Source organism: Bacillus sp. ISL-18, assembly GCF_018613415.1.
In the GTDB taxonomy this organism is placed as follows: domain Bacteria; phylum Bacillota; class Bacilli; order Bacillales; family Cytobacillaceae; genus Neobacillus.
Genome location: NZ_JAGGQG010000030.1, coordinates 43,204 through 66,991, shown reverse-complemented (window position 1 = coordinate 66,991; position 23,788 = coordinate 43,204). Strand labels below are relative to the sequence as shown.

20 protein-coding genes are annotated in these 23,788 nt (G+C 39.7%); 12 read left to right on the top strand and 8 right to left on the bottom strand.

Annotated elements, in window-relative coordinates; all coding sequences use genetic code 11:
* Positions 1 to 349 precede the first annotated feature (349 nt).
* Positions 350 to 1,309, top strand: a complete 960-nt coding sequence (locus J7E81_RS28145) for an aldolase catalytic domain-containing protein (RefSeq protein WP_215047483.1) — start codon at positions 350 to 352, stop codon at positions 1,307 to 1,309.
* A 56-nt stretch (positions 1,310 to 1,365) separates the two neighbouring features.
* Here J7E81_RS28145 and J7E81_RS28140 read toward each other — a convergent pair whose 3' ends face one another.
* From J7E81_RS28140 to J7E81_RS28135, 3 genes are all read right to left on the bottom strand, one after another.
* Positions 1,366 to 2,091 (bottom strand): ZIP family metal transporter, encoded by a 726-nt coding sequence (locus J7E81_RS28140; RefSeq protein ID WP_215047482.1) that lies wholly within the window; start codon positions 2,089 to 2,091, stop codon positions 1,366 to 1,368.
* Between the two features lie 233 nt (positions 2,092 to 2,324).
* Positions 2,325 to 2,456 carry a hypothetical protein gene (locus J7E81_RS31020; protein ID WP_285292064.1) on the bottom strand — a complete coding sequence of 44 codons (132 nt, stop codon included), beginning with the start codon at positions 2,454 to 2,456 and terminating at the stop codon, positions 2,325 to 2,327.
* Positions 2,457 to 2,601: 145 nt separating this feature from the next.
* Positions 2,602 to 3,369, bottom strand: coding sequence for a TraR/DksA C4-type zinc finger protein (locus J7E81_RS28135; protein WP_215047481.1), 768 nt, complete (start codon positions 3,367 to 3,369; stop codon positions 2,602 to 2,604).
* 630 nt (positions 3,370 to 3,999) lie between these two features.
* Here J7E81_RS28135 and J7E81_RS28130 point away from each other — a divergent pair.
* From J7E81_RS28130 to J7E81_RS28120, 3 genes are all read left to right on the top strand, one after another.
* Positions 4,000 to 4,635: a hypothetical protein gene (locus tag J7E81_RS28130; protein WP_215047480.1), complete on the top strand. Its 636-nt coding sequence runs from the start codon at positions 4,000 to 4,002 to the stop codon at positions 4,633 to 4,635.
* Between the two features lie 273 nt (positions 4,636 to 4,908).
* Positions 4,909 to 6,075: a phosphoribosylglycinamide formyltransferase 2 gene (gene purT, locus J7E81_RS28125; RefSeq protein ID WP_215047479.1), complete on the top strand. Its 1,167-nt coding sequence runs from the start codon at positions 4,909 to 4,911 to the stop codon at positions 6,073 to 6,075.
* A gap of 60 nt (positions 6,076 to 6,135) precedes the next feature.
* A complete protein-coding gene (locus J7E81_RS28120; protein WP_215047478.1) occupies positions 6,136 to 7,407 on the top strand; it encodes an L-lactate MFS transporter in 1,272 nt (423 codons plus the stop codon).
* Positions 7,408 to 7,534: 127 nt separating this feature from the next.
* On the opposite strand, the gene J7E81_RS28115 is transcribed toward J7E81_RS28120, so the two are convergent.
* Both J7E81_RS28115 and J7E81_RS28110 read right to left on the bottom strand, forming a co-directional pair.
* A complete protein-coding gene (locus tag J7E81_RS28115; protein ID WP_215047477.1) occupies positions 7,535 to 7,975 on the bottom strand; it encodes a cell wall hydrolase in 441 nt (146 codons plus the stop codon).
* 146 nt (positions 7,976 to 8,121) lie between these two features.
* Positions 8,122 to 8,964, bottom strand: a complete 843-nt coding sequence (locus J7E81_RS28110; RefSeq protein ID WP_215047476.1) for a manganese catalase — start codon at positions 8,962 to 8,964, stop codon at positions 8,122 to 8,124.
* A gap of 291 nt (positions 8,965 to 9,255) precedes the next feature.
* Here J7E81_RS28110 and J7E81_RS28105 point away from each other — a divergent pair, with 291 nt between their 5' ends.
* Complete coding sequence (locus J7E81_RS28105; RefSeq protein WP_215047475.1) at positions 9,256 to 9,819, top strand: hypothetical protein; 564 nt, start codon at positions 9,256 to 9,258, stop codon at positions 9,817 to 9,819.
* 294 nt (positions 9,820 to 10,113) lie between these two features.
* Here J7E81_RS28105 and J7E81_RS28100 read toward each other — a convergent pair whose 3' ends face one another.
* Positions 10,114 to 10,911, bottom strand: a complete 798-nt coding sequence (locus J7E81_RS28100; protein WP_215047474.1) for an HAD family hydrolase — start codon at positions 10,909 to 10,911, stop codon at positions 10,114 to 10,116.
* A gap of 282 nt (positions 10,912 to 11,193) precedes the next feature.
* Here J7E81_RS28100 and J7E81_RS28095 point away from each other — a divergent pair, with 282 nt between their 5' ends.
* Entirely contained in the window at positions 11,194 to 11,784 is a 591-nt protein-coding gene (locus J7E81_RS28095; RefSeq protein ID WP_215047473.1) for a molybdopterin-dependent oxidoreductase, read from the top strand.
* A 10-nt stretch (positions 11,785 to 11,794) separates the two neighbouring features.
* Here J7E81_RS28095 and J7E81_RS28090 read toward each other — a convergent pair whose 3' ends face one another.
* Positions 11,795 to 13,852: a helix-turn-helix domain-containing protein gene (locus J7E81_RS28090; protein ID WP_215047472.1), complete on the bottom strand. Its 2,058-nt coding sequence runs from the start codon at positions 13,850 to 13,852 to the stop codon at positions 11,795 to 11,797.
* Positions 13,853 to 13,990: 138 nt separating this feature from the next.
* Here J7E81_RS28090 and J7E81_RS28085 point away from each other — a divergent pair, with 138 nt between their 5' ends.
* The 5 genes from J7E81_RS28085 to J7E81_RS28065 all read left to right on the top strand — a co-directional run bounded on the left by J7E81_RS28085 (position 13,991) and on the right by J7E81_RS28065 (position 21,103).
* Complete coding sequence (locus tag J7E81_RS28085; protein ID WP_215047471.1) at positions 13,991 to 15,220, top strand: MFS transporter; 1,230 nt, start codon at positions 13,991 to 13,993, stop codon at positions 15,218 to 15,220.
* Positions 15,221 to 15,232: 12 nt separating this feature from the next.
* Complete coding sequence (locus J7E81_RS28080) at positions 15,233 to 16,666, top strand: M20 family metallopeptidase (protein WP_215047470.1); 1,434 nt, start codon at positions 15,233 to 15,235, stop codon at positions 16,664 to 16,666.
* Positions 16,667 to 16,779: 113 nt separating this feature from the next.
* Positions 16,780 to 18,339, top strand: a complete 1,560-nt coding sequence (sdaAA, locus tag J7E81_RS28075; protein WP_215047469.1) for an L-serine ammonia-lyase, iron-sulfur-dependent, subunit alpha — start codon at positions 16,780 to 16,782, stop codon at positions 18,337 to 18,339.
* A gap of 300 nt (positions 18,340 to 18,639) precedes the next feature.
* Positions 18,640 to 20,007 carry a dipeptidase gene (locus J7E81_RS28070; RefSeq protein WP_215047468.1) on the top strand — a complete coding sequence of 456 codons (1,368 nt, stop codon included), beginning with the start codon at positions 18,640 to 18,642 and terminating at the stop codon, positions 20,005 to 20,007.
* Between the two features lie 244 nt (positions 20,008 to 20,251).
* Positions 20,252 to 21,103 (top strand): sugar phosphate isomerase/epimerase family protein, encoded by an 852-nt coding sequence (locus tag J7E81_RS28065; protein ID WP_215047467.1) that lies wholly within the window; start codon positions 20,252 to 20,254, stop codon positions 21,101 to 21,103.
* A gap of 164 nt (positions 21,104 to 21,267) precedes the next feature.
* Here the strand turns inward: J7E81_RS28065 and J7E81_RS28060 are convergent, their stop codons facing one another.
* Positions 21,268 to 22,155, bottom strand: coding sequence for a helix-turn-helix domain-containing protein (locus J7E81_RS28060; RefSeq protein ID WP_215047466.1), 888 nt, complete (start codon positions 22,153 to 22,155; stop codon positions 21,268 to 21,270).
* A gap of 257 nt (positions 22,156 to 22,412) precedes the next feature.
* Here J7E81_RS28060 and J7E81_RS28055 point away from each other — a divergent pair, with 257 nt between their 5' ends.
* Positions 22,413 to 23,768, top strand: coding sequence for an ABC transporter substrate-binding protein (locus J7E81_RS28055; protein WP_215047465.1), 1,356 nt, complete (start codon positions 22,413 to 22,415; stop codon positions 23,766 to 23,768).
* Positions 23,769 to 23,788 lie beyond the last annotated feature (20 nt).

Below are 23,788 nucleotides of genomic sequence, written 5' to 3'. Positions count from 1 at the left end.
GTTTAAAAGATAAGGAAACGGCTATAAGAACACATAAAAGAAAATTAAAACGAATACAGGCTAAACAAAAGTGTATAAAACAAGCATAATTTGCAACTAATTAATTTAATGAGTACAATCCCTAAAGAAACGGCTACTAGTTGTTGGTACCTTTTTCTTTTTCTGCTACCATGCCTTTTATAACTCCGCAAAAAGACAACAGTTAAAACGAAGAAAGTATAGTCCTCAAATACCGTTAGAAAGTTCCAATTTTAAAAATAAGTTTGACACTTTTAATCGAATCATGATATAAGCATTAATAATACCAAATAATATGGCGAAAGAGTAAATAACAGGGGGAGTTACTATTATGGCACATAGCAGCAAAATATTAGACTGTACGATTCGTGATGGGGGATTAGTAAACAATTGGGATTTCAGTGTCGAATTTGTTCAGGACTTATATAATGGATTAAGTGCAGCAGGTGTGGAATATATGGAAATCGGCTACAAAAATTCCGCAAAGCTTCTGAACGCGACGGAGCATAATCCATGGAGATTTCTGGATGATGAGTTCCTAAAAGAAGTCATTCCTGAGAAAAAGTTCACGAAGCTATCAGCTCTAGTAGATATTGGCCGTGTCGATCCAAATGACATTCTGCCCCGTGAACAAAGCGTATTGGATATGATCCGGGTGGCATGCTATGTCCGTGAAGTGGATAAAGGTTTAGAACTTGTTCAAATGTTCCATGATTTAGGGTACGAGACATCCCTTAACATTATGGCGTTATCCAGCGTGCCAGAGCATCAGCTGATTGAAGCAATGGAAATGGTAAAAGAAAGCCCTGTAGATGTGGTGTATGTCGTAGATTCCTTTGGAAGCTTAGATCCTGCCGGAATCGCGCATCAAGTGAAAAAGTTCCAGTCGATGCTCCCTAACAAACAGCTTGGGATTCATACCCACAATAATATGCAGCTAGCATTCGCTAACACCTTAACGGCCTACCAAAATGGAGCAGTCTTCCTAGATTCGTCTGTTTATGGCATGGGACGTGCGGCAGGTAACTGTAACACAGAACTTCTCGTTAGCTATATTCAAAAATCAAGCTATGAGCTGAGACCGTTACTGGGTGTAATCGAAAAGCACATGGTAGAAATGAGAAATAAGTGGGAGTGGGGCTATATCATTCCTTATATGATTTCTGGTGTGCTTAATGAACATCCTCGGGTCGCCATGGCGTACCGTAATAGCAACGAACGTGACCAGTTCGTGAATTTTTATGATCAGGTAACCACTCCGGAAGCAACGTTAGCAACCGTTTCGAAGTAGAGATGATTCAAAAAAAAAGGTGTTTTCCGTTAAGGAAAGCACCTTTTTCTCAGTTGTCACGAAAAGTGATCCATGACCAGGGATACCAATAGACCGAGGGCAGCAATCAAACCCGTAACGGTTCCGCTTTCTTCGTACGCTTCGGGCATCATGGTTGAGGTAATCATAGCAATGATTCCGCCCCCTGCGAAAGCGGCGATTCCTGCCAAAAGATAGTCAGGTGCGTTTGATAGGAAAAAGTATCCTCCCCAGGCACTGACAGTAGCAATCACCAAAACGGATACCCACAAAAGAAAAATCTTGCTTTTAGGATACCCGCTGTTTTTTAAACCAACGGTACTGGAGAGTCCTTCAGGAATATTACTGAGGAAAATCGCTGCAACTAACAACCAGCTGACAGACTGCTTTTCCAAAAGACTGGCTCCTACCATGATGGATTCGGGGATAGCATCCATCACTGTGCCGATAAAAATGGCAAGCCCTGCACCTTTTGCCTGCTGATTTGATCTTTTTCGTTGATGCGCCCCATTTTTTGAAATGAAATAATTTAGGATGGTAAAAATAAGAGCACCCAAAGTAAATCCGATCGCTGTTGCTTTTAAACCTCCATCGTGGATGGAATCTTCAAGCAATTCATAGGAAGCTGCTCCAATCAATATCCCTGTACCAAAAGCCATAATGTCTCCAATGATCCTTTGCTTTACAGGTAGAAACATCGCAGCTAGGGCACCTAGGAAAACCGCCGATCCGGAAATGGCTCCCCACATGGCAGCATACCACATAAGTTACTCCTCCCTCCAAAATAGGTATCACTTATGTATAAACGTAATCACTATTGGTTAAACCTTGTAACTATTTATGCTATGGATTCAGTTGTTTAAGAAAGAGGGATCTAGTCACTACTATAGGTGCGGTAAATCCAGGAAAGTATGGAAACATAAAATACCGATTCAAATAATAAATCCCTTCTCGGAGGAAGGGATTTGATATTTTTAAAAAGATAACTGAACGAATATTAAATATCCATGTTATTAGAGTTATTAGAAAATAAATCAAAAAAAGCATGGATAATTTCTAATGATTGAAAAGTCAATAATGATAAGGCTGTTACACTAAAAAATATAATGGGAATGAGCCGAATCCACATTTACTTCGCCTCCCTTATTTTTCGGTTTGCTAAATATAAGTGCGCTAACTATCATAAGGGAAAGTCATTTAAAAGTAAATAATTTTGCATTCGTTTATAAACAAACTGGTTTAGGTTTAATGTCACCATATTAAAAACAGAGACTTTACTTAGTCTCTGTTTTCTTCTCATCTAATTTATCCTCTAGATAACTATCTTTCCATTTATACTGAATATCTCCAAGTTTGGAGTCAATCCCTTTACGTTCTAGCAGTTCCTCGTACTCTTCCATCTTTTTGGAAGGCAGAACGGTTTTTTGCTGACCCGTTAGGTCTGTCGCAGCATAAGTTTCGTAATCCTCCGCATAGGAATCTTCGTTTTTTCCACGGTTATAAAGTTCATTATAGTTCGTATAATCCCCAACGAGATCGGCAGGAGTTTCCGAGGTTCCAAACTTGGCCACTTCCTGAAAACTATCTTGCGTATCGATTACACCGTCTTTTGGGTCATGCCTGAAGGAATTAATCTTAGGTGGTTCTATAATGTCTTCCTCGACTGGACGATAATCTCCTCCAGATGTTTCCGGAGTGTGATTGACACAATACAAGGTGGAGGGAAGAACTTCCAGCCGCTCGAAAGGAATATCGTTTTCGCAAACCAGGCACTTTCCATAGGTTCCGTTCTCAATGGCCTCCAGTGCCAAATTGATCTTTCTAAGCTCTTCATCCTGGTGTTGCTTTAAGGCAAGATCTCGTTCACGATCAAATAATTCTGTCCCGAGATCAGCAGGGTGATTGTCATAGGTCGATAATTCATCGACTGTTTCCCGCAAGCTTGTATCCAATTGACGATTTACACCAATTTGACCTTCAATGGTCTGTTTATCCTCTTCAAGACTATTTTTTAAATGATCAAGCTGGTTTGTAGATAGCATTTTCATTCACATCCCTTTTAATAGTTGCTAGTAATCTCTTAACATATACCCTTTTTGTGTTATTAAAAACCTAACAATCGGATGAATAGCGGGTGCCGGATTGTTTAGCGTAAGGTTTAGTTTCCGTTTTTATTTAATTAATAAATGTCTGTTTCTTCTATTCAAAAAACGGGTATTTTACTAGAAAGACAACGTGACAAGGGCTGAAGCGAAGGTGATCTATTCAAAGGATGAAATTCCTTTTACCAGAGCGGTTTCCACATTGTCACGTTGCCAATGCTTATGTCTTAACCAAAGGTACCTCTAACCATTTCGAATGGGAATAAAACCAGGAAGGAAATCTTTCTATCTTGAACTCATAAGGAGGAGATCACTATGTTCAATTTTTTTATTGGGTTTATCCGAGGAATCACGATGATGGCACCGTTTTGGTTTATGATTTATGTTGGTTTATCAGGGAAAAATGGGAGTGCATAATCAAGATTCCACATGGAGCTTTTAAAGAATAATGATGTTTTATCAGTAAGGACATAAAAAATCAGGAGGATATCCTGATTTTTTTCTTATGTTGTCCACACCTTGTTACAAATCCAATCATATTTTATCTAAAAGAGGTTGAAGGGAAGAAGAGTGAGATCGTTGGGGGAAGAGAAAAGAGTTAGAAAGGAACCTAATGGAGATCGGTTTTCGAAATTAATGTTTGGAGCCAATCGGCAAAGAGAGGGAAACAAAAAGGACGAAACTAGTTCACAAGAAGTTCCATACCGAGGATTTATGTTTGGAGGCCATCAGCACAGAGAAGGACGTAAAAAGAATGAAAGCAGTTCACAAGAAATACCGGACCGTAAATTAATGTTTGCAGCCCATCAACACAGAGAAGAAAGTAAAAAGAATGAAAGTAGTTCACAAGAAATACCGGATCGAAAATTAATATTTGGGGCCCATCAACACAGAGAAGAACATACAAAGTATGAAAGCAGTTCACAAGAATTTGCGGGCCAAAAAGAGGTACCGCCTTCTAATCGCAAATCCAATCATTTTGATAATTGGTTTTTTGCCTCTAGGAGAAATGAAGAGGAGGACAGTCCGCCCACTCCTCAAAGTCAACTAGAACAACAAATTGGTAATCTTCTTAATAAAGTGGATGTCGGATTGCTGATGGAGACGGTTGATATGCTGGTCGAAACAACTAAACAATATAAACCATTGCTGAAAGAAATCTCTCCCATGTTTAATAAAATTATAAAAAAATTCAAATCCAAATAAACAATCGAGCTTCATTGAGGAATGTGGAGGCCGTATGGAGGATTATTTTTCCAAGGAAAAGGGGGCATCAAGGATGTGCTCTTTTTTGCTTTTACCAATTTTTATATAAGGCCAAAGGTAGATTGATTAATAGTTGGTTGCGTTTTCAAAAAAATACGAATAAAAAAATAAAACAAACAAATATCGTTCGTGTTTAAAGTAAAAATATCACTTGAACGAAGTAAAATTATGGGTTATTATATTCAAAAGACAAACAATAAGGGGTTGTGTTGAATGTTTGGAACCCAAACAAAAAAAGTGTTGCTGCTCGGTTCCGGTGAGCTTGGTAAAGAGACGATCATCGAGGCACAGCGGTTAGGACTTGAGACCATAGCTGTAGACAGATATGAAAACGCACCGGCAATGCAGGTGGCCCACCGTTCCTATGTGGTCGATATGCTGGATGGAAAAGAACTTCGCAGAGTGATAGAACAAGAGAAGCCGGATTTCGTGATTCCTGAAATTGAGGCGATCGCAACAGAAACCTTACTCGACCTTGAAAACGAAGGATTCCTTATTGTACCGACGGCTAAGGCAGTCAACTTAACTATGGATCGGGAAGGAATCCGGCGCTTGGCAAGTGAGGAACTAGGGATTCCTACAGCAAAATATGCTTTTGCAAACACACTAGAGGAATTAAGGGATTCTGTAAAAGAAATTGGGATTCCCTGCGTGATTAAACCAATCATGAGCTCATCTGGAAAAGGGCAAACCGTTTGCCGTTCAATCGAGGATGTAGAATGGTCTTGGCAAGAAGCTATTTCAGGTGGAAGAGGCAAAAAAACTCGGGTAATTGTAGAGGAATTTATCCATTTTGAATCAGAAATTACCCTGCTAACCGTCCGTTCCACCTCAGGAACAACCTACTGTGCTCCAATCGGACATGTCCAAAAAGATGGTGACTATATTGAATCCTGGCAGCCGCATGACATGTCAATCGATCAAATCGCCGAAGCGCAGAATATTGCAAAAAAAATCACCGATGCTCTTGGCGGATACGGCTTGTTTGGAGTGGAATTATTTCTTTCTCCACAAGGTGTTTATTTTAGTGAAGTATCGCCACGGCCACATGATACCGGGATGGTGACAATGGTAACCCAGGACCTGTCCGAATTCGCCTTACATATACGAGCGATTTTAGGCTACCCGATTCCATCCGTTCAGCTACTGAGACCTGGTGCAAGTCATACGATAAAAGCAACGATGGAGAGCAAGACCTACCAAATAACTGGAATTTCTGATAGCTTATCCATTCCTGACACACAGGTTAGGGTGTTTGGAAAACCTGATACAAAAGTGGGAAGACGGATGGCCGTCGTGTTGAGTAACGGAGAATCAGTCGAAGAGGCAAGGCAGCGTGCCGCATTAGCAGCTTCTAAGATGATGGTTACTCACGACTAATTACTAATTAAATTAACTAAGCAGCAAGAAAAGACATTTTGAAAAAAGGGGACTTAAAGGATGCAAACAAAAAATCGTTGGCTGATCGCTCTCTCAGCCGTTGGAATTCATATTTCCATTGGATCAGTTTACGCCTGGAGTGTTTTTACGAAACCGCTGCAGGAACAGATGGGGTGGGGATTAAAGCAAATATCGTTTACGTTTAGCCTAGCGATTTTATTTTTAGGTTTATCCGCCGCTTTTTTAGGGCACTTTGTTGAGAAGTTTGGACCGAGAGCGGCAGGTACACTTAGCGCTCTGTTTTTTGGAGTGGGAATTGCTGGAGCAGGATTAGCCATTCATCTAGAATCATTGCTATTACTCTATTTATTTTACGGAATGATTGCAGGAATTGGCTTGGGGGTTGGATACATCACACCTGTTTCCACGCTGGTAAAATGGTTCCCTGACAGAAGGGGTCTCGCAACGGGTTTAGCCATCATGGGATTTGGCTTTGCTTCATTGGTAAGCAGTCCAATTATGAATCATTTAATCGAAACATATGGGATTTCAAACACTTTCTATATTCTTGGTTCTGCCTACTTTATTATCATCTTTTGTTCTGCACAGTATCTGGCCCCGCCAAAAGAGGGATGGGTCCCTAAGGGTCTAGAAGCAGCAGCCAAAAAATCTGGAACGATGAAAATAAAGCAGGACTTACGTCAGTTAACCGCCAACGAGGCAGTCAGAACAAGACAGTTTTGGGCCTTATGGGTAATGCTGTTTATCAATATTACCTGTGGAATCGCGATTCTTTCTGTTGCGTCCCCCATGGCTCAAGAGTTAGTAGGGATGTCGGCTGCGGGAGCCGCGGCAATGGTCGGAATCATGGGATTATTTAACGGCTCAGGAAGGATTGCTTGGGCAACGATTTCCGATTATATCGGAAGACCAAATGTGTACACGCTATTTTTTGCTTTTCAAATCGTTGCTTTTTTTATGCTGCCAAATATAACAGTTGGAATTCTTTTTTCAATCATTGTTTATATGATTATGACTTGTTATGGAGGAGGATTCGCCTCTATCCCTGCCTATATCGGCGATTTATTTGGAACGAAGCAGCTCGGGGCCATTCATGGTTACATATTGACTGCATGGGCTGCAGCTGGTCTAGTGGGGCCAATCTTTGTCGCCTGGGTCAGGGAGACCACAGGAAGCTATCAAGGGACTTTGGTCATTTTTTCAGGGATATTTATCATCGCTCTAGCCGTTTCACTCCTCATCCGTCTAGATATTAAAAAATTAAAGGCGAACAGCGAAAATCACATTGTCAAAAATGTAGGAAATTTTTAACCTTCCACTAAAGAATGGCGCATTAAAACAAGGGACCACACCAGTATATGTACAACTGGTGTGGTCCCTTTTATTTTTCAATTGCACTACATATGGTACTAATCGAGAACAGAGAAAATCCTGCTCTCTAACCGCGATAAACCGTATCGCATGTTCCAGCTTTCGGTTCATAATAACAATGATTTTTAAATTGACCAGATTGTGGTTGACCGTACCAGGTGGGGGGACATGGAGCATGTGGATTAAAATACCAAAGGGCATATTTCCCTGGGTGTTGTCGCCAATATTCCAAATTCTGTCTTGCTAATCTTCTCTCAGACGTTCTGGCTCTTTGATAAAATACATTTCCTTTTTGAACAGCTTCAAAGGAAAAATTTCCACCTTGTACTTGAAAAATTACTTGGTTTATAGATCGTAAACCTTTAAAGTCTAAACAATTAGCTACAAGGCGATTTACAATTACATTTCCAACATATAACATCCCTAATTTCCCTTCACCTTCGGCTTCTGCTCTCATCATCCTTGCCATTAAGGCAACGTCCGAACTTCGATAGCTTACTCTTGGCATTTTTTTCACCTCCAAAATATAAGTATGAAAAAAAGCCTATTTAGATGTAGATTTTAAAAAAAATAAATTACAATTACCTTTCATGCTACGCTCAAAAGAGCAAAAAACAAGATGAACTCGGATAGAGATCATCTTGTTTTTTGTTCTTATTTTGCAGGTAATTGAGTGATATCTAAATCGTGATGTAATTTTTCAGAGGGGATACTTGGGCTAGGTACTTGTCCTTTGGCGATTGGCTCTTCAATAAACACAAAGTCTCCCGACCCATCGGGTGCACTTCCTGTTGCCCAAAGACCCTCAGAGGATTCACTGCCTTCGGAGAGATTCCAAAATTCATAGGCCTGGGGTTGAGATTCCTGTTCAGCTTCAGCAGGGAAGGAAGCGGGTACGACCACACCGTTTTTCTCTTCAAGCTCTGCGATGGCCGCCATCCATTGGTATTGGTGATAACGGTCTCGGGCAAGCATTTTGCGGAAGGTTGCACGGACACCTTCATCGGTTGTCATATGGTACAGACGAGCTACTTGAAGTCTACCCTGGCTTTCAGCGTGTAAATTAGAACGCATATCTGCTAATAAATTACCGCTTGCTACAATATAGGCACCGTTCCAAGGGACTCCATTGGCATTAGTGGGCAGACCGCCAAGACCACTGACAAGTAAATGTTGAGGATTAATTCCGCCCATGATGGCAGCAATAGCAGGGTCTTTTGCCGCTTCAGCCTGATCTTCTGGGGAAGCTCCATCCAGTAATTGACTGATTAGGGAACATAGCATTTCAACATGTCCTATTTCCTCTGTGCCAATATCCATCAACATGTCTTTATACTTTTCTTCACCACGACAATTAAAACCTTGAAAGAGATACTGCATCATGACGGTCATTTCTCCAAATTGACCACCAAGTACTTCCTGTACTTGTCGGGCGAGCATTGGGTCTGGTCGGTCTACTTTTACCTCAAACTGTAATTGCTTTTGGTGTCGAAACATAAAATCCTCCTTTATTCATTAAAATTCTATACTTTATTACCCGTTAATCTTTAGGGTTAATCATTTTTTAAAAAGGGAAGCGGTGAAATTTCCTATGGTATTATTTCATTAACAAATGAAATGTCGTCGCATATTACCTCCTTATGTATAAAGGTATGGGGCTTGGTTAGTTTATTAAAGTAGGCAGTTAAGCTGCGACGAATTGTTAAGCAATAGTAGGAATGTTTTAATAGAAGCTGCCTGTTATATGGATATAGGTGGCTTTTCACTGTATAGGCAGGAGGCGTTAACATGTCAGGGAAACAGTACTGGAATGAAATAAACAGGGCGAGTGAGAAGGTTACATCGTTAATGCATTCTTATTGGCATAAGTATTCAGACTGGGGAAACTGGCAGTTTTGGGTCATACTGCTCTTCTTGCTTGCTCCATTGATTGTGCTTTTGATGAAGCTTGACCGAAGGAGAACTTTTGAAATTCTTTTCTTTGGCTACACAGTACATATGTTATGGAGCTATACTGATCTCTCGCTCATAAGACAAGGTTTTATAGACCATAACTACTTCCTTTTGCCATTCTTGCCACAAGGTTTAGGAATAACAGCATCCCTTATACCTGTTTCATTCATGCTTGTATATCAATATTGCATCAAACCTGATAAGAATTTTTTTGTATGGGTTGCGGGCTTAAGTGCTATAATAGCTTTTGGTTTTGCACCCATTGAGAAGGGGATGGGACTCGTTTCCATAGGAAATGGACTTACCATTGTTCATATTTTTTTTATCGATTTAGCCATCTCGGTGGTTGCTTATGGGTTTACGAAGTTTTTTACAAAATTTTATACGGTAAGACAATAAGCTTGGGGAACTCTTCAAGCGTTTTTATTAACATTCGTTTTTTTTACCTCTAACAGGAAGCTCACCAAGAAAAAGCCATCAAAATGGCAGCACAAACTCGCAATCAAATTGATAGCCATATTTTAATACATTTTTATTGGTTGTGTTAGGGAACGTACCCGTATGACTTTGGTTTTGACCTATAGGACGGGTCTATTAGACAATATGGATGACTTTGGTTTGGTTTTGTCCTATAGGGCGGGTCTAAATGAAAAGTAACGGTATTTTTGTAATAGAAAGTCATAATAAACAACTCTAAATAGCATAAGATTCAAATGATTTAAGCAGATAACGTTCGATAAACTCGGCTAATCCATCATTTTCGTGGTGTCCTGTAACAAAATGAGCTGCTGCTTTAACCTTTTCGCTAGCGTTCCCCATTGCCACACCTGTACCGACATGACGAAGCATCTCGATATCATTTGGTCCATCTCCAATAGCGACGACTTCATTTGGGCTAATTCCATATTCGGTAAGTAGGCTTTTTATAGCAGACCATTTGGAAACATTAGGAGCAACCAACTCAAACCCGTCTTCCCAATCGATGACTTCTGCTTCTTTCTTAAACAAAGTAGATAATTCAGGACTTGGTGCACCAGTGCGAACACTATATTTAAGAACATCTTGATAATTAGCCAGTCTTAAATCTCCAAAATATCGTGGCGGAATTTGCCCGACTTTTGTCCAATATTCGATTTCCTCATTTGTTTCCTTACAATATAGCCCGCTTGCTGTATGGATCATAACATTACAAGGCTTTTCAGCGGTCAGATGGTGGAATCGTTCTTCATTCAGTTGGACCGTTTTCATTTGTATAGCTCTGCCAGTCTCTGCATCGTGAATAGCAGCACCATTCAAACAGATCATGGGAGTGGATAATCTAAGTTCTTTGTGGTAGGGAACGGTTACTTCATAGTGTCGACCAGTAGCTAGAAAAACCTTAATCCCCTGATTCACGAGACTATTTATAGCTTCCCGATTACGATCGGAAATGATGTTTGAGGCTTTTAACAGGGTACCATCCATATCAATAAATATTGCACGCACATTCATTTAATCTGCCTCCTCATTTGTGGGTAAACCCATCGTATCATGTAAATATTAAGTCCGTGTAAACTCTGTGTACAGACAAAATAAAGTTTATTATTGGAGTTCATGCGGCGGATCTATGCAAATCAACAACAGAGATAGGGTCCGTGTCCTCAATTGGTTCCGCTACCCTTTTTCATATTTTGTAGAGTGTCTATGAATTTGGTTTGGCTGGCATTATTTGGTATCATCTATATGAAAAACTGTAATTTAATAAACGTTAAGAGGAAGAAGGGGTGGTGTAGGATGGAAAAACGGCTTCCGCCAGGCCAATTTGAAACAGAAAAATGGCCAATACTTCATAAAGGGGACGTTCCCGAGTTCAATAAAACCACTTGGAATTTCAGACTTTTTGGTGAGGTAAAAGAAGAAAAAATTTTATCCTATAAGGAATTTATGGAGCTTCCGAAGACCATTTCTACCGTTAATATGCATTGTGTAACCACCTGGTCTAAATTTGATACAACCTTTGAAGGAATTGCACTCAGAGAGTTAGTAAAGCTTGTTGAATTAAAGGAAGAGGTAAAATACATTAAAATTTATGGGTACTATAATCGGGAGAGATTTGGATATTCTGCCAACCTGCCGCTCGAGCCTTTATTAGGGGACGATTCTTTGTTTGTTTACCGGTGGAAGGATCAAAATCATGATTGGCAGGACATAGATCGAAAACATGGTTATCCACTAAGGTTTATTCCACCAGAAGTATTTTACCTATGGAAAGGCACCAAGTGGGTGTCAGGGATTGAGTTTATGACAGAAGATCAAGCAGGATTTTGGGAAGAGTTCGGCTATTCGATGACTGCAAATCCATTTAAAGAAGAACGGTACCGTTAGTACCGTTCCTCTAAATCGAGTTACTCGTCTTTCTTAAATAACATGCAAGCTGCAATTTCAGAATGTCTTCTGTATCCGTTAGAGAAATATCAAGGATTTCTTCAATTTTTTTAAGCCTTTTATATAAAGTATTAACGTGAACGTGTAAAAATTGTGCAGTCTTTCCCGGTGCTCGGTCATGTTCCATATAGACAAGCAGTGTTTGTTCGAGCATTAAGCTTTTATCCTTTTCTGATTGAAGTGGAAGGAAGACCTCATTGATAAATGCGTTTAATTCTTCGTTCGGATGATTAATAAAAAGCCGATTAATTCCAATTTCGTCATAGTTCATGATACCCGTCAGTCTTTTGGAAACCAGATACGTTATGGCCTTTTCAGCTTCTGTATAGCTTTTTTGTATAGATTCAAGCTCTTGATAAGTGGAACCTACACCGATTTTTAAGTCTCCTTTATATAAGTACTTCCAGCTCGTTTGAATCGTTTTAAGATTATTTAATAAATACTTTTTCTCGCTTTGACTGGAAAATTGACAAAGCATCGTGATTTTGTTCCGATATCCGAAAACAATAGGGGTATATGAATGAAAATGTTGTTTGATTAGTGAGATAAGTTTATGAATTTGGATATTGGTCACTTGGATATCCAAGTGAGAAGGAATATTAATCAGTATAACTAGATTGTTAGATGTGACATCAATTCCTAGTTCAACAGCTTTTTGTATTAGTAAATAATTATCTTTACATTCAAGGAAATCATGAAATAAATCATGATTTTTTTGATAAAACGATTCAGTGAGTGTGTGTTTTCTTATCATTTCTAATGCAATGATTGAGCAAGCTTGTTCTAAAATCATTTTATCTAAGGGCAACAGAATACCATCATTCATTTCTACTATGATTAGACCAAATGGTACATCGATAGCTAGAATGGGATAAATGAATAAAAGCTTTTCCTCTTGTCCCAGAACTTGTATAGAATGAAAAGATGGTTCTTGACAGTAGGTAATGAGTTTCTTTAACTCGTTAGGAAACTCCGATAACCATTCACCAGGACTTGAAAATACGTGGTCCTCGGAAAAATCAAAGATGATTAATGGCTTTTGGATTAGTTTATTTAATTCGTTTACGATGAATTTCAACCCTTTACTTTGGAGGGATATTTTAATAAAGGTGTCGTGAATTTCATCACGTTGTATCAGTAAATGATTATGTAACTTGAGATCGAGAAATAATTTTGAATTTTTTAGAGCAATGGAAACTTGGTCAGAGAAACTTGTTAGCAATCGCTGGTCCTCCTTTGTTAAAAGGGACGTGTGACCATTCTGATAAACAATTAATACACATAAGGTATTTTCTTCTACCTTTATTGGCACCGAAATAATCGATTGCAGTGTTTCAAATTGAAAGGAATTAAGTAGGTGCTGGGTATTTTCAGATGACATCGTTGCTGATTCTCTAAGAATATCATCCATCGAAGTCAATCTGATCGATTGATTAGTCTGAAATGTTTTACCGATGATGCCTTCCCCAATGTTCATTTTCATATTTTTAATTTCTTCACTAGGTCCTCCTGTCCATGCCTTAGGAATTAGTTTTCCTATGTCATCGTCATACATCCAAAGGACCCCCATATCCGCACTAGGAATAACAGATAGAGCATTTTCAAGGATTTTTGTTAGCAGGAAGTCTAAATCTTCTAAAACAGATATATCACGAATACTCTCTATTAGTTTGTTCCGAATATGTTTCTCTCTATCTAACATTAATTGTAAATAATGAAGATCCACAAGTAAGGTAAGGTGTTCCTGATCATAGATTTCCAACCTTTTCGATCCTAGTGTTCTTAGGACAATGGTCGAGTGACTAGGGTAATAGAAATGGAACTCAGTATATTCCGAATATGCCAAGACGATACTTTTTCCCAGAGTCTTTGGAGGAGGGGTCTTATCATGAAATTGATGAGAGGAAACAAGAGAAAAATCCATTCCATTGATACTCTCCCATAACTGATAACTAGGAAGGCGACATTGCTCTGTCAAATAGTGATCGATTTTTATTAGTGTGTTCATAAGGATCCCTCCTATTTAGAGTGTATATAACTACACTAATTTTACATGAATGGTGTACATTTGAACATTGTATAAATAGTCAGAATTTTTTATATTTAGGATAACATCACATTACTAAATTTGATAGGGGGTAGGTATATGGTAACGAGAGTACAGCAAAATTGGAAGTATATTATTATCACCATGCTTTTTCTAGGATGGTCATTAGGGAATTTTGATCGCTTTATTATGAATTATGCTATTTTAGGTATTTCAAATGATTTACACTTTAGTGCATCCGAGACAGGAATTGTATTAAGTAGTTTCTTTGCTGGGTATGCCATCATGCAGATTCCAGGTGGATGGCTCGCCGATCGATTCGGTTTCCGGAAAATCATTATTACCGCCTTACTGGCTTGGTCCATCTTTACCGTCTTTACAGGCTTTGCATGGTCCTTATTATCGATGATTTTCATCCGCTTTCTGTTTGGAATTGGGGAAGGAAGTTTCTTTCCATCTGCGTCAAAAGGAATAGCTGGTTGGTTTCCAATCAATGAGCGGAGTCGCGCCATGTCTATTATGCTCTCTTCTGGAACCATAATGGGGGTTTTGACCCCAATTGTAGGAACACATCTCATACAAGGCATTGGGTGGAGAAGTATATTTCACTCAGTTGGTGTAATCGGAATCGTCATTACCCTATTGTTTGTTTTCTTTCTTAAGGAACAAACAAAGACTAGTGTAGGAGGAGAGAAAACCTCTAGTAAAAAGAAACAGCCTTTAAAAGATGTATTGAAGACACCGATGATCTGGAATTTGTTTATTGCTTATTTTAGTATTTACGCAGTGAACTGGGGATTAACTGCATGGATGCCAACATACTTAGTGAAGGTAAAAGGGCTCGATTTAACATCGGTTGGTTACGTATCTGCTATTCCTCCGCTCGCAGGTGTTTTAGCGATGTTTTTAAGTGGATATGTCTTAGATAAATTACCCGAGGGGAAGGATAAGCTATTGGCAGCGGTTTTTGCGATAATATCGGCGGGTTCACTCCTCCTCATGGCTTTTGCGCCTACCATTACGATGTTTGTAATCTACCAAAGTATCATTACAGTTTTATTCTCATTTAATATTATTTTGATTACCACTGTCCCTTTGAAGATTCTTCCAGAAGAAGTGGTGGGGACGGCAAATGGTTTTATTAATACAGGTGCGCAGTTTGCAGGTGTCCTAACACCGATGTTAATTGGGTTTTTAGTGGATGCCTTTAATGGTTCATACAATGCAGCATTTATTATGCTAGTTATCTTTGCTCTTTTATGTGCAGGTTCATTATTTACAATTCGGCCAAAAAAACAAATTGAGTTAACTAGTCAACATGTAGGATAGGAGATGGACAAGTTGAATTTAACAGAAAAAATAGCAAAAATCATTGAGAGTAAACGTTCTCTGTTTACAAATGTCAGTGATCAAATCTGGGAATTTGCAGAAACACGGTTTGAAGAATTTCACTCGGCTGATATACTTTGTCAAACATTAACAAATGAAGGATTCTCTGTAATTAGGGGAGTGGCGGGGTTGGAAACCGGCTTTATTGGTTCATTTGGCAAGGGGCACCCAATCATTGCGGTACTTGGTGAATTTGATGCCTTAGCGGGGCTGAGTCAGCAAGCAGGCAGTACAAATTTTAACCCTGTATCGGTGAATGGAAATGGACATGGATGTGGGCATAATCTATTGGGGGTTGGTGCACTTTCCGCAGCAATCGCCATTAAAGAATATATGGATGAGAATCAAATGGAAGGAACTGTAAGATATTATGGGTGTCCAGCAGAAGAAAGCGGCTATGGCAAAACGTTTATGGCAAGGGACGGGCTGTTTAAGGACGTTGATGTGGCTTTCTCTTGGCATCCGGCAACAATGAACGCTGTCATGCATTCCACCTCAAACGCCGTCATTCATGTGGATTTTAATTTTTCGGGCAGAAGTGCCCATGCTGGTGCGGCTCCACACCTGGGCAGAAGTGCCCTCGATGCCGTTGAACTGATGAATGTGGGCGTCAATTATATGAGAGAACATATGGTTGACGAGGCCCGCATCCATTATGCCGTAACCAATACAGGCGGGTTAGCACCGAATGTGGTGCAATCTGAGGCAGAGGTGACCTATTTAATTCGAGCACCCAAGCCCAATCAGGTAAGAGATTTATTTGATCGAGTGGTAGATTGCGCACGTGGTGCAGCACTGATGACACAAACAGCAATGGAGCACAGTATACAGGGATCCTGCCATAATTTAATTCCAAACCTGACACTTGAAAAAGTAATGCATCAGCATATGCAAGAATTAGGTTTTCCAAGTGTAACAGATTCGAGTATCGATTTTGCACACGAGATGTATGCCACTTTGACAGAGGAAGAGAAACAAAGTGCTGCAGCCACTGTCGGTAAAGACATGGCAAGAAGGTTCGCTGAACGACCTATTGCCGATTTTGTTGTTCCTTTTTCCGAAAAGGTCAGTTTTATGAGTGGTTCGACGGATGTAGCTGACGTCAGCTGGAATGTTCCCACTGCACAATGTGTCACGTCAACTTGGGCGTTTGGTACCCCGTTTCATACGTGGCAAGTTGTCGCACAAGGCAAAGAAGAGTATGCACACGATGCCATGCTACTCGCAGGAAAAGCGATCGCTTGTACAGCTATTTCTGCACTCAAGAATCCCGAATTAATTGAAAACGCCAAAAGAGAATTAAATGAAACGCTTGATGGTCAAACGTATGAATCACTGATTCCTTCAGGTTTGATGCCTCCGAAATTGATGGTAGCAAGCAAATAATAATTTCGTATAAAAGATGAATTCCATTACTTTTGCCCTTCTACTATAAGGTGGAAGGGCAAAAGTATTTATAAGGAATAATATGAGTGACTACTAGGAAAGGAGTACGTTATATGTCCTTTACTTCTTTAAAAGAATTAATCGAACTGGCAGAAAAGGGGAACACAACCATCGCTCAGATCATGTTAAAAACAGAAGAAGAACAAAAGGGGATTCCTACGCATCAATTATTGGAGAAAATGTTGGAGCAATTAGGTGTAATGGAGGAAGCGGTACGAAAAGGGACAGAAAGTCCTGTGAAGTCTTGGACCGGTTTGACAGGCGGGGATGGATATCGTATGAAACTCTATGCTCGAAAAGGGATGTCGTTTATCGCCCCCAAAACATTAGATACCCTTTCCTACGCGCTGAGCGTGTCTGAAGTCAATGCAGCCATGGGGCGGATTGTTGCCACACCTACAGCAGGTTCAGCTGGCATATTACCGGCTGTTCTTATTCATGCTCTGGAAAGTGGAAGATTTAAACGTGAAGAGATTGTTCTTTCTATGTTCACAGCTTCTGCCCTTGGATTAGTTATTGCGAATAAAGCATCCATTTCTGGAGCCGCGGGCGGATGTCAGGCAGAAGTGGGATCGGCAACAGCGATGGCAGCAGGTACGTTGGTTGAATTAGCAGGGGGAACACCATCCCAAGTCGGAAATGCGGTGGGGATCGCATTAAAGAATTCCCTAGGGCTGGTTTGCGATCCAGTGGCCGGACTAGTAGAAATTCCTTGCATTATCAGAAATGGGCTGCATGCCATCACGGCGCAAGCGGCAGCGGATATGGCGTTAGCAGGCGTCAATAGTGTGATCCCACCCGATGAAGTGATTTATGTGATGCACGAAGTAGGACAACAAATGCCGGAATCATTAAGGGAAACGGGAATAGGAGGTCTGGCAGGAACTCCAACTGGCAAGAAACTAATGGGAAAAGTGTTTAATAGGAAAACAGTAAGTCAGCCGGCAAAATATCAGAGTGCGTATGAAATTATTGGCCCGATTATGGTCGGTCCCTCTAGTTCCCATACCGCAGGCGCCGTTCGCATCGGCAGTATTGCCAATCAGTTATTAAATGAAAAACCTGTTCATGTGAAGTTCTCCTTAATGGGCTCATTTGCGGAAACTTATGAAGGCCATGGGACAGATGTAGCTTTATTAGCAGGGGTACTCGGGTTGGCAACGAGTGATGAAAAAGTACCCCATGCAAAACAGTTGGCAGAGCAAAATGATTTATCTTACGAATTTACCAAAAGAATATTAGGAAGTTACCATCCTAATACGGTTCTCATTGAATTGGAAGGAGAAACAAGAAGGATCAAAATATTGGCAAGTTCATTAGGTGGTGGAAAAGTGGAGGTTCAAGAATTGGATGATTACCCGTTAAAATTCTCGGGTGAGCGGCCGACACTTGTGATCCGTCATATTGACAAACGAGGATTTCTTGCGGACTTATCGAATATTCTTAATAAGCATGGGTATAATATCGCCCGTTTGGGACTAGAACGGGCTAAAAAAGGCGGATCAGCTGTTACCATTTGTGAGGTGGATGAAAGATCCGTTACCACTATCATTCCAATTTTGAAAAAAGAACTTGCAATCTTAGAAGATATTCTAATAGTGCATTTACCATAAGAAGAAAAAGGTACATTCACCTGAGGTTCAAGCTGCCATTGGCAGCTTTTTGTTTTGAATAAAGGATATTTTCGCTTAAATTGTTGTTTTTCGTAAAAGTTTATCAGTCCGTGATATTAAATGCTTCGTGGCATCTCTTTGTAAGATAAAAACGTTTGCGAAAATTGCCTTGGAACATAGTAGATGGTCCTTAATAAGGTCCAAAAGCAACAAGCTTAAATTGTTTCAGAGCTAATTGTAGGTATTCTTTCTAATTTTTGTATAAAATAACAATAGTAAATAAAAAGAAAAGGTGAGAACATGAGTCACTTATCCGAGTTATTATCCGAAAACCATCAGCAAAATGTCGAGGAATTAAAAGAACTGCTCAGGATTCCCAGCATAAGTTCCTTATCTGAGCATAAAGAGGACATCCAAAAAGCAGCTTCATGGATTGCCAATAAATTAGAAAGCATTGGAATCGAACATGTTGAAATCATTCATACAAAAGGCCATCCGATTATCTATGGGGACTGGCTTCATCAGGAAGATGCTCCGACAGTCTTAGTGTACGGCCATTATGACGTACAGCCCGTTGACCCTGTTCATTTATGGGAAACTCCTCCATTTGAACCAACGATCCGTGATGAGAAGATCTATGCGAGAGGGGCAACCGACGACAAAGGGCAGACATTTTTACATATTAAAGCAGTCGAAACGCTATTGAAGGTAGAAGGTAAATTACCAGTAAACGTTAAATTTTGCATTGAAGGAGAAGAAGAAATCGGAAGTCCACATCTTCCGCCATTTTTAGCCGAGAATAAAGAAAAGTTATCCTGTGATGTAGTGATTATTTCTGATTCGGATATGTGGGATAGAGGCGTCCCAGCCATCACCTATTCTTTAAGAGGTCTATGTGCCTTGGAATTTTCTCTTAAAACCGCTAATTCTGATTTGCATTCGGGTATGTTTGGCGGGGGAGTTCAGAACGCTAACCATCTACTGGTCCAGCTTCTTTCGACCCTTCATGATGAAAACGGCAAAGTAAGAGTTGACCATTTTTATGATGATGTCGTCGAACTGACAGAATATGAAAAAGAACAAATTAAAGCACTGGGTTTTGATGAAGAAAAGCTTAAAAAATCGTTAGGGTTAACCGACTTAACCGGAGGAGAAAACAATTTTCCTTATCCTGAAAGAATTAGTTCCCGGCCAACCTTAGAAATCAACGGCTTGTGGGGCGGATTTCGGGGAGAAGGGACAAAAACGGTTATCCCGAATGAGGCGCATGCCAAAATCACCTGCCGTCTCGTCCACAATCAAAACCCTGAAAAGATTCAGCAATTGATCAAAAAGCATTTGGAAGAACACGCACCAAACGGATGTACGGTGGAAGTTTCCTTACAAGATACGGGTAATCCATTTTTAACGCCGATTGACAGCCCGATGATCCAAAAAGCGGCCGAAGCATATGAAAACGTCTATGGAAAAGCACCCGTTTATAAAAGAGAAGGCGGTTCGATTCCGATTGTATCTGACTTTAACCAATCTCTAAATGTGCCTGTGGTCTTAATGGGATTCGGTTTACCGGATGAAAATCTTCATGCCCCGAATGAACATTTTAACTTGGAAAACTTTGATAAAGGAATCTTAACCATTTGTTCCTTTTTCGAACTTCTTAATAAGTAAAATGGTGCCTGTCACCACCTGCAGTGGTGACAGGCACTTTTATATGCACTATGCTCAAAGATTCCTTCTTACAAAGAGTGGGGTCTTTTTTAGCGTAATTATTGATTGAGTGTCTTCCGTATAAATAAAGTCACGCTACAAATGGTAAAATACTTGAACCAAATTGACATTTTAATATGCAGACTAACTGTTAAAATAGAAATCGAGTTGGACAAACTATTCTGAAAAAAAGGGGGCTTTTAAGATGGCTATAACAGTTGGTTGCTTTGCTTTAGTAGATCCTTTTTCAGTATTGGAGCATCAATTAAAGCGCATTCGAGAAATGGGGTTCCGTTATGCCGATGTAACAGATAATCGCGATGGGGCACAGCTCGGAGTCGAGTTTGGTTTTGCTGCGACAGCAAGTTTAGATGGAAACCCCTACGATTTGAAACGAATGTTCGAAAGGGAAGGACTTACTATCACCACTTTTTGTGCACATGCTAATTTACTTGATCCAACTGCCCCTTGGCGTTACGGTACTTCTCAGATAATTAAAGCGATTCGTTCAGCAGCTGCAGCTGGTGTAGAGCATGTCATCACGACTGAAGGGGAGCCAACAACCGAGTTTGGGCATCGGTTGACAGAAGATCAGAAGATTTTTACTGTTATCGAGAAGTTGCATGAACCTCTCCGAATAGCTAAAGACTACGGTGTGACTCTCCTTTTAGAACCACATGGCGAATTAACCGATTCTATTTCCAGTCTTGAAAAATTAATCCACGGACTTGGCAACCCTGATCACCTTGGAATCAACCTAGATACAGGAAATTGTTGGCTGGGAGGGACTGATCCGGTAGAGTTTACTCAAAAATTTGCAAGTAAAATTAAACATGTTCATTGGAAGGACCTGCCTGCTGAGATGGAAACTGTGCGAGGTACACAGTTTGGATGTGGCATGAGTACGATCGCACTTGGGACAGGGGTAATCGATATTAAAGGGGTTTTTGACTCGCTTGTCGCTAATGGATTCAATGGACATACTACTTTGGAAATTGCTGGAGATGAAGCAGTTATGCAAAGTTATGAATTTCTGAAAGATTTAGGGGCAGAGTAGAATTTCATTCATTTGACCTAGTAGATGGCAAACGAAAAGCTTTTTAAGCAGTTGCCACTAGTTCGAGAAAACGAAAAAAATAATGGAGGCATCTTAATGGAAACATTAAGGTGCCTCTTCACGTTCGTAGGTCATCGGTGAGCTTTCCATGATTTGAAGTTTTTTTATCTTGTCGGATTCATTCTATATTCAGAAGGGGATTTGGAAGTCCAGCGTTTAAATTGTCTACTAAAATGAAATAAAGATGAAAAACCTAAATCAGAGGAAATTTCATCAATCCCTTTATTCGTTAACAACAACAATTCTTTCGCTTTTTTAATTTTTAAATTGGTATAGTACTGTCTTGGAGAACTTCCATAGACTTGTGTGAAAATACGAGTACAGTGGCTGCGACTGTATCCTAAGGTCTCGGATATATCATTTATATTTAAGGAGCCAATAACGTTGTTTTCTAATAAAGCTTTCATTTCATCAGCAATCTCGAACTGTTGTTTGGTAAAGTTGGTTTCTTGGGCAGTCTGGTTATTCTTTTCAATCAGTTTTATGTATTCAGATATTACAGCCATGACATTTGCTTGAAATAGTAATTTATCCACCTCTGTCACGGTTAAAATGATATCTTGATCAGTTAGGATGTAGTTTTTGTTAAATAATATTTTTTGGATGAGAAGGTCAATTTCTGATGTATATTTTGCTAACTGGGTTTCCATTGCTGTTTGATGTGTAATATGGTTAAGAATCGAATTTTTTAACAATTTTCTTAGTGGAAGATCATCAATATCGAAATGAACGGCCAAATAAGAAAAAGGACTTTCACCAATATTTATCGTTTTATGTCTAACCCCTGGCCTAAGGAAAATCCAATCACCTTTATTAAACTCGATACATTCCTCATTAAACCATTGTAGGGCGGATCCCTCCGTACACAGAGTTAATTCAAAAATATCATGATGATGGTCCTCTAATTTCCAGCCCGGTTTTTCCACTCCAAACATAAAGCCTTGTATTACAATGGTGCTATTTGTATCAGGTATTTTAATATATTTGTCCATTTCTATTTTTCCTCCAACACATATAGTCCATAAATTATTAGAAAAATAATTGGTAGATTAAGAATACAAATGGTTAAAAACATGTGCGATAAGTTCATTCTATCTACTTTCTCAATCAATTATAGTATATACCATACAACGGATTTGCACTCTTTGCAATATTCTGTAAATAGTTGCGAAGAGTGTAAATCATACTGAACTAAAAGGGGGAATCAAATTTTTTCAAATCTTTATAAACAACTATAGGAGGGGTTCATTTGTTCAAGAGGTTATGGAAATCGATATCTCTGGTACTCACTTTAGCTCTAGTTCTAGCAGGGTGCTCTTCATCTAGTTCAACCAATTCTAAAAAAGAAATGATCACGTTCATGTCCTGGGCTGGAGGGGGTGAAAAAGCTTCCTTAGAGCGTGCGGTAAAAAAGTTTAATGAAACTCATCCTGACATACAGGTAAAGCTCCAAACAGTAACAAACGATGAATACGATACAAAACTTAACGCGTTAATCGCCGCAGGGAATCCGCCAGATGCAGGTTATGTACATGAAACCAATGCGATTGAATGGGGAGAAAAAGGGATTTTGGAAGATCTTGAACCGTATTTTGCGAAAGATTCTAGTATCAAACCAGATGACTATATTGGCTTATATAGAAATTTAGGTAAAACATACGGAATCGCTTTGGGTCAAGAAATTATTCTTCTTTATTACAATAAAGAACTTTTCAAAGAAGCGGGAATTACCCCGCCATCAGCAGATCCAAATCACCCTTGGACATGGGATCAATTTGTAGATGCTGCAAAGAAGTTAACCGTAGATGTGAAGGGGAATCATCCTTCAGATTCTGATTTTAATCCGGATCAAATTAAAACATATGGCACCATGATTGGTACCAATTGGATTACCCTTGAACCACTGTTGTTAAGTAATGGCGGCGGTTACTTATCCAGAGATGGTAAGGACATTTTATTTAATAAGCCAGAATCCCTTGAAGTTTTTCAGAAAGTGGCTGATTTAAGTTATAAATACCATGTAGCCCCTTCTCCACAAAAGGCTTCTACCTTACCTAGTGCGACAGTGATGGTACAAAACAAGCAGCTGGCTATGTATATGAACGGGAACTGGGATAATGCAACCTTTGGTGAAAACGGTTACCAACCAGGTTATGCAGCTGTTCCGATTTTTAAGAAGCCGGCCAATATTATTTTCGGTGCTTCGACCTCCCTATTTAGTAAGAGTAAACATAAAGAAGCCGCATGGGAATTCTTACGTTATTTAGCCAATCCGAACTCCATGAATTCCATGTATGCGGATTCCGTTTGGATTCCTCCAATGAAATCATGGTATTCCGAACAGGATAAATTGAAAATCTGGACTGATAACAAAAGGCATTCCGGCAATTATAACCAGGTTGTCCTACCATCAGTGTTGAATAATATTTCAAGTTTACCAAACTCCCTAACGATTAAAAACTATGGAGATATGGCCAAGTATTTTGATGATGTTACCGAAAAAATCTATGGCGGCGACGGTAAAGTCACTGCTGAAGATGCGATGAAAGATTTTAAGAGTGATAAGGTAAGTGAATTACTAAACGGCGCCTACGATTTTAAATAGCATCGTAAGGGTAAGGAAGT

Bases quoted from the DNA above. Each gene is read 5' to 3' on its own strand.
- J7E81_RS28145 (WP_215047483.1), top strand. From the start codon at position 350: ATGGCACATAGCAGCAAAATATTAGACTGTACGATTCGTGATGGGGGA.
- J7E81_RS28140 (WP_215047482.1), bottom strand. From the start codon at position 2,091: ATGTGGTATGCTGCCATGTGGGGAGCCATTTCCGGATCGGCGGTTTTC.
- J7E81_RS31020 (WP_285292064.1), bottom strand. From the start codon at position 2,456: ATGTGGATTCGGCTCATTCCCATTATATTTTTTAGTGTAACAGCCTTA.
- J7E81_RS28135 (WP_215047481.1), bottom strand. From the start codon at position 3,369: ATGCTATCTACAAACCAGCTTGATCATTTAAAAAATAGTCTTGAAGAG.
- purT (WP_215047479.1), top strand. From the start codon at position 4,909: ATGTTTGGAACCCAAACAAAAAAAGTGTTGCTGCTCGGTTCCGGTGAG.
- J7E81_RS28120 (WP_215047478.1), top strand. From the start codon at position 6,136: ATGCAAACAAAAAATCGTTGGCTGATCGCTCTCTCAGCCGTTGGAATT.
- J7E81_RS28115 (WP_215047477.1), bottom strand. From the start codon at position 7,975: ATGCCAAGAGTAAGCTATCGAAGTTCGGACGTTGCCTTAATGGCAAGG.
- J7E81_RS28110 (WP_215047476.1), bottom strand. From the start codon at position 8,964: ATGTTTCGACACCAAAAGCAATTACAGTTTGAGGTAAAAGTAGACCGA.
- J7E81_RS28105 (WP_215047475.1), top strand. From the start codon at position 9,256: ATGTCAGGGAAACAGTACTGGAATGAAATAAACAGGGCGAGTGAGAAG.
- J7E81_RS28100 (WP_215047474.1), bottom strand. From the start codon at position 10,911: ATGAATGTGCGTGCAATATTTATTGATATGGATGGTACCCTGTTAAAA.
- J7E81_RS28095 (WP_215047473.1), top strand. From the start codon at position 11,194: ATGGAAAAACGGCTTCCGCCAGGCCAATTTGAAACAGAAAAATGGCCA.
- J7E81_RS28090 (WP_215047472.1), bottom strand. From the start codon at position 13,852: ATGAACACACTAATAAAAATCGATCACTATTTGACAGAGCAATGTCGC.
- J7E81_RS28085 (WP_215047471.1), top strand. From the start codon at position 13,991: ATGGTAACGAGAGTACAGCAAAATTGGAAGTATATTATTATCACCATG.
- sdaAA (WP_215047469.1), top strand. From the start codon at position 16,780: ATGTCCTTTACTTCTTTAAAAGAATTAATCGAACTGGCAGAAAAGGGG.
- J7E81_RS28070 (WP_215047468.1), top strand. From the start codon at position 18,640: ATGAGTCACTTATCCGAGTTATTATCCGAAAACCATCAGCAAAATGTC.
- J7E81_RS28065 (WP_215047467.1), top strand. From the start codon at position 20,252: ATGGCTATAACAGTTGGTTGCTTTGCTTTAGTAGATCCTTTTTCAGTA.
- J7E81_RS28060 (WP_215047466.1), bottom strand. From the start codon at position 22,155: ATGGACAAATATATTAAAATACCTGATACAAATAGCACCATTGTAATA.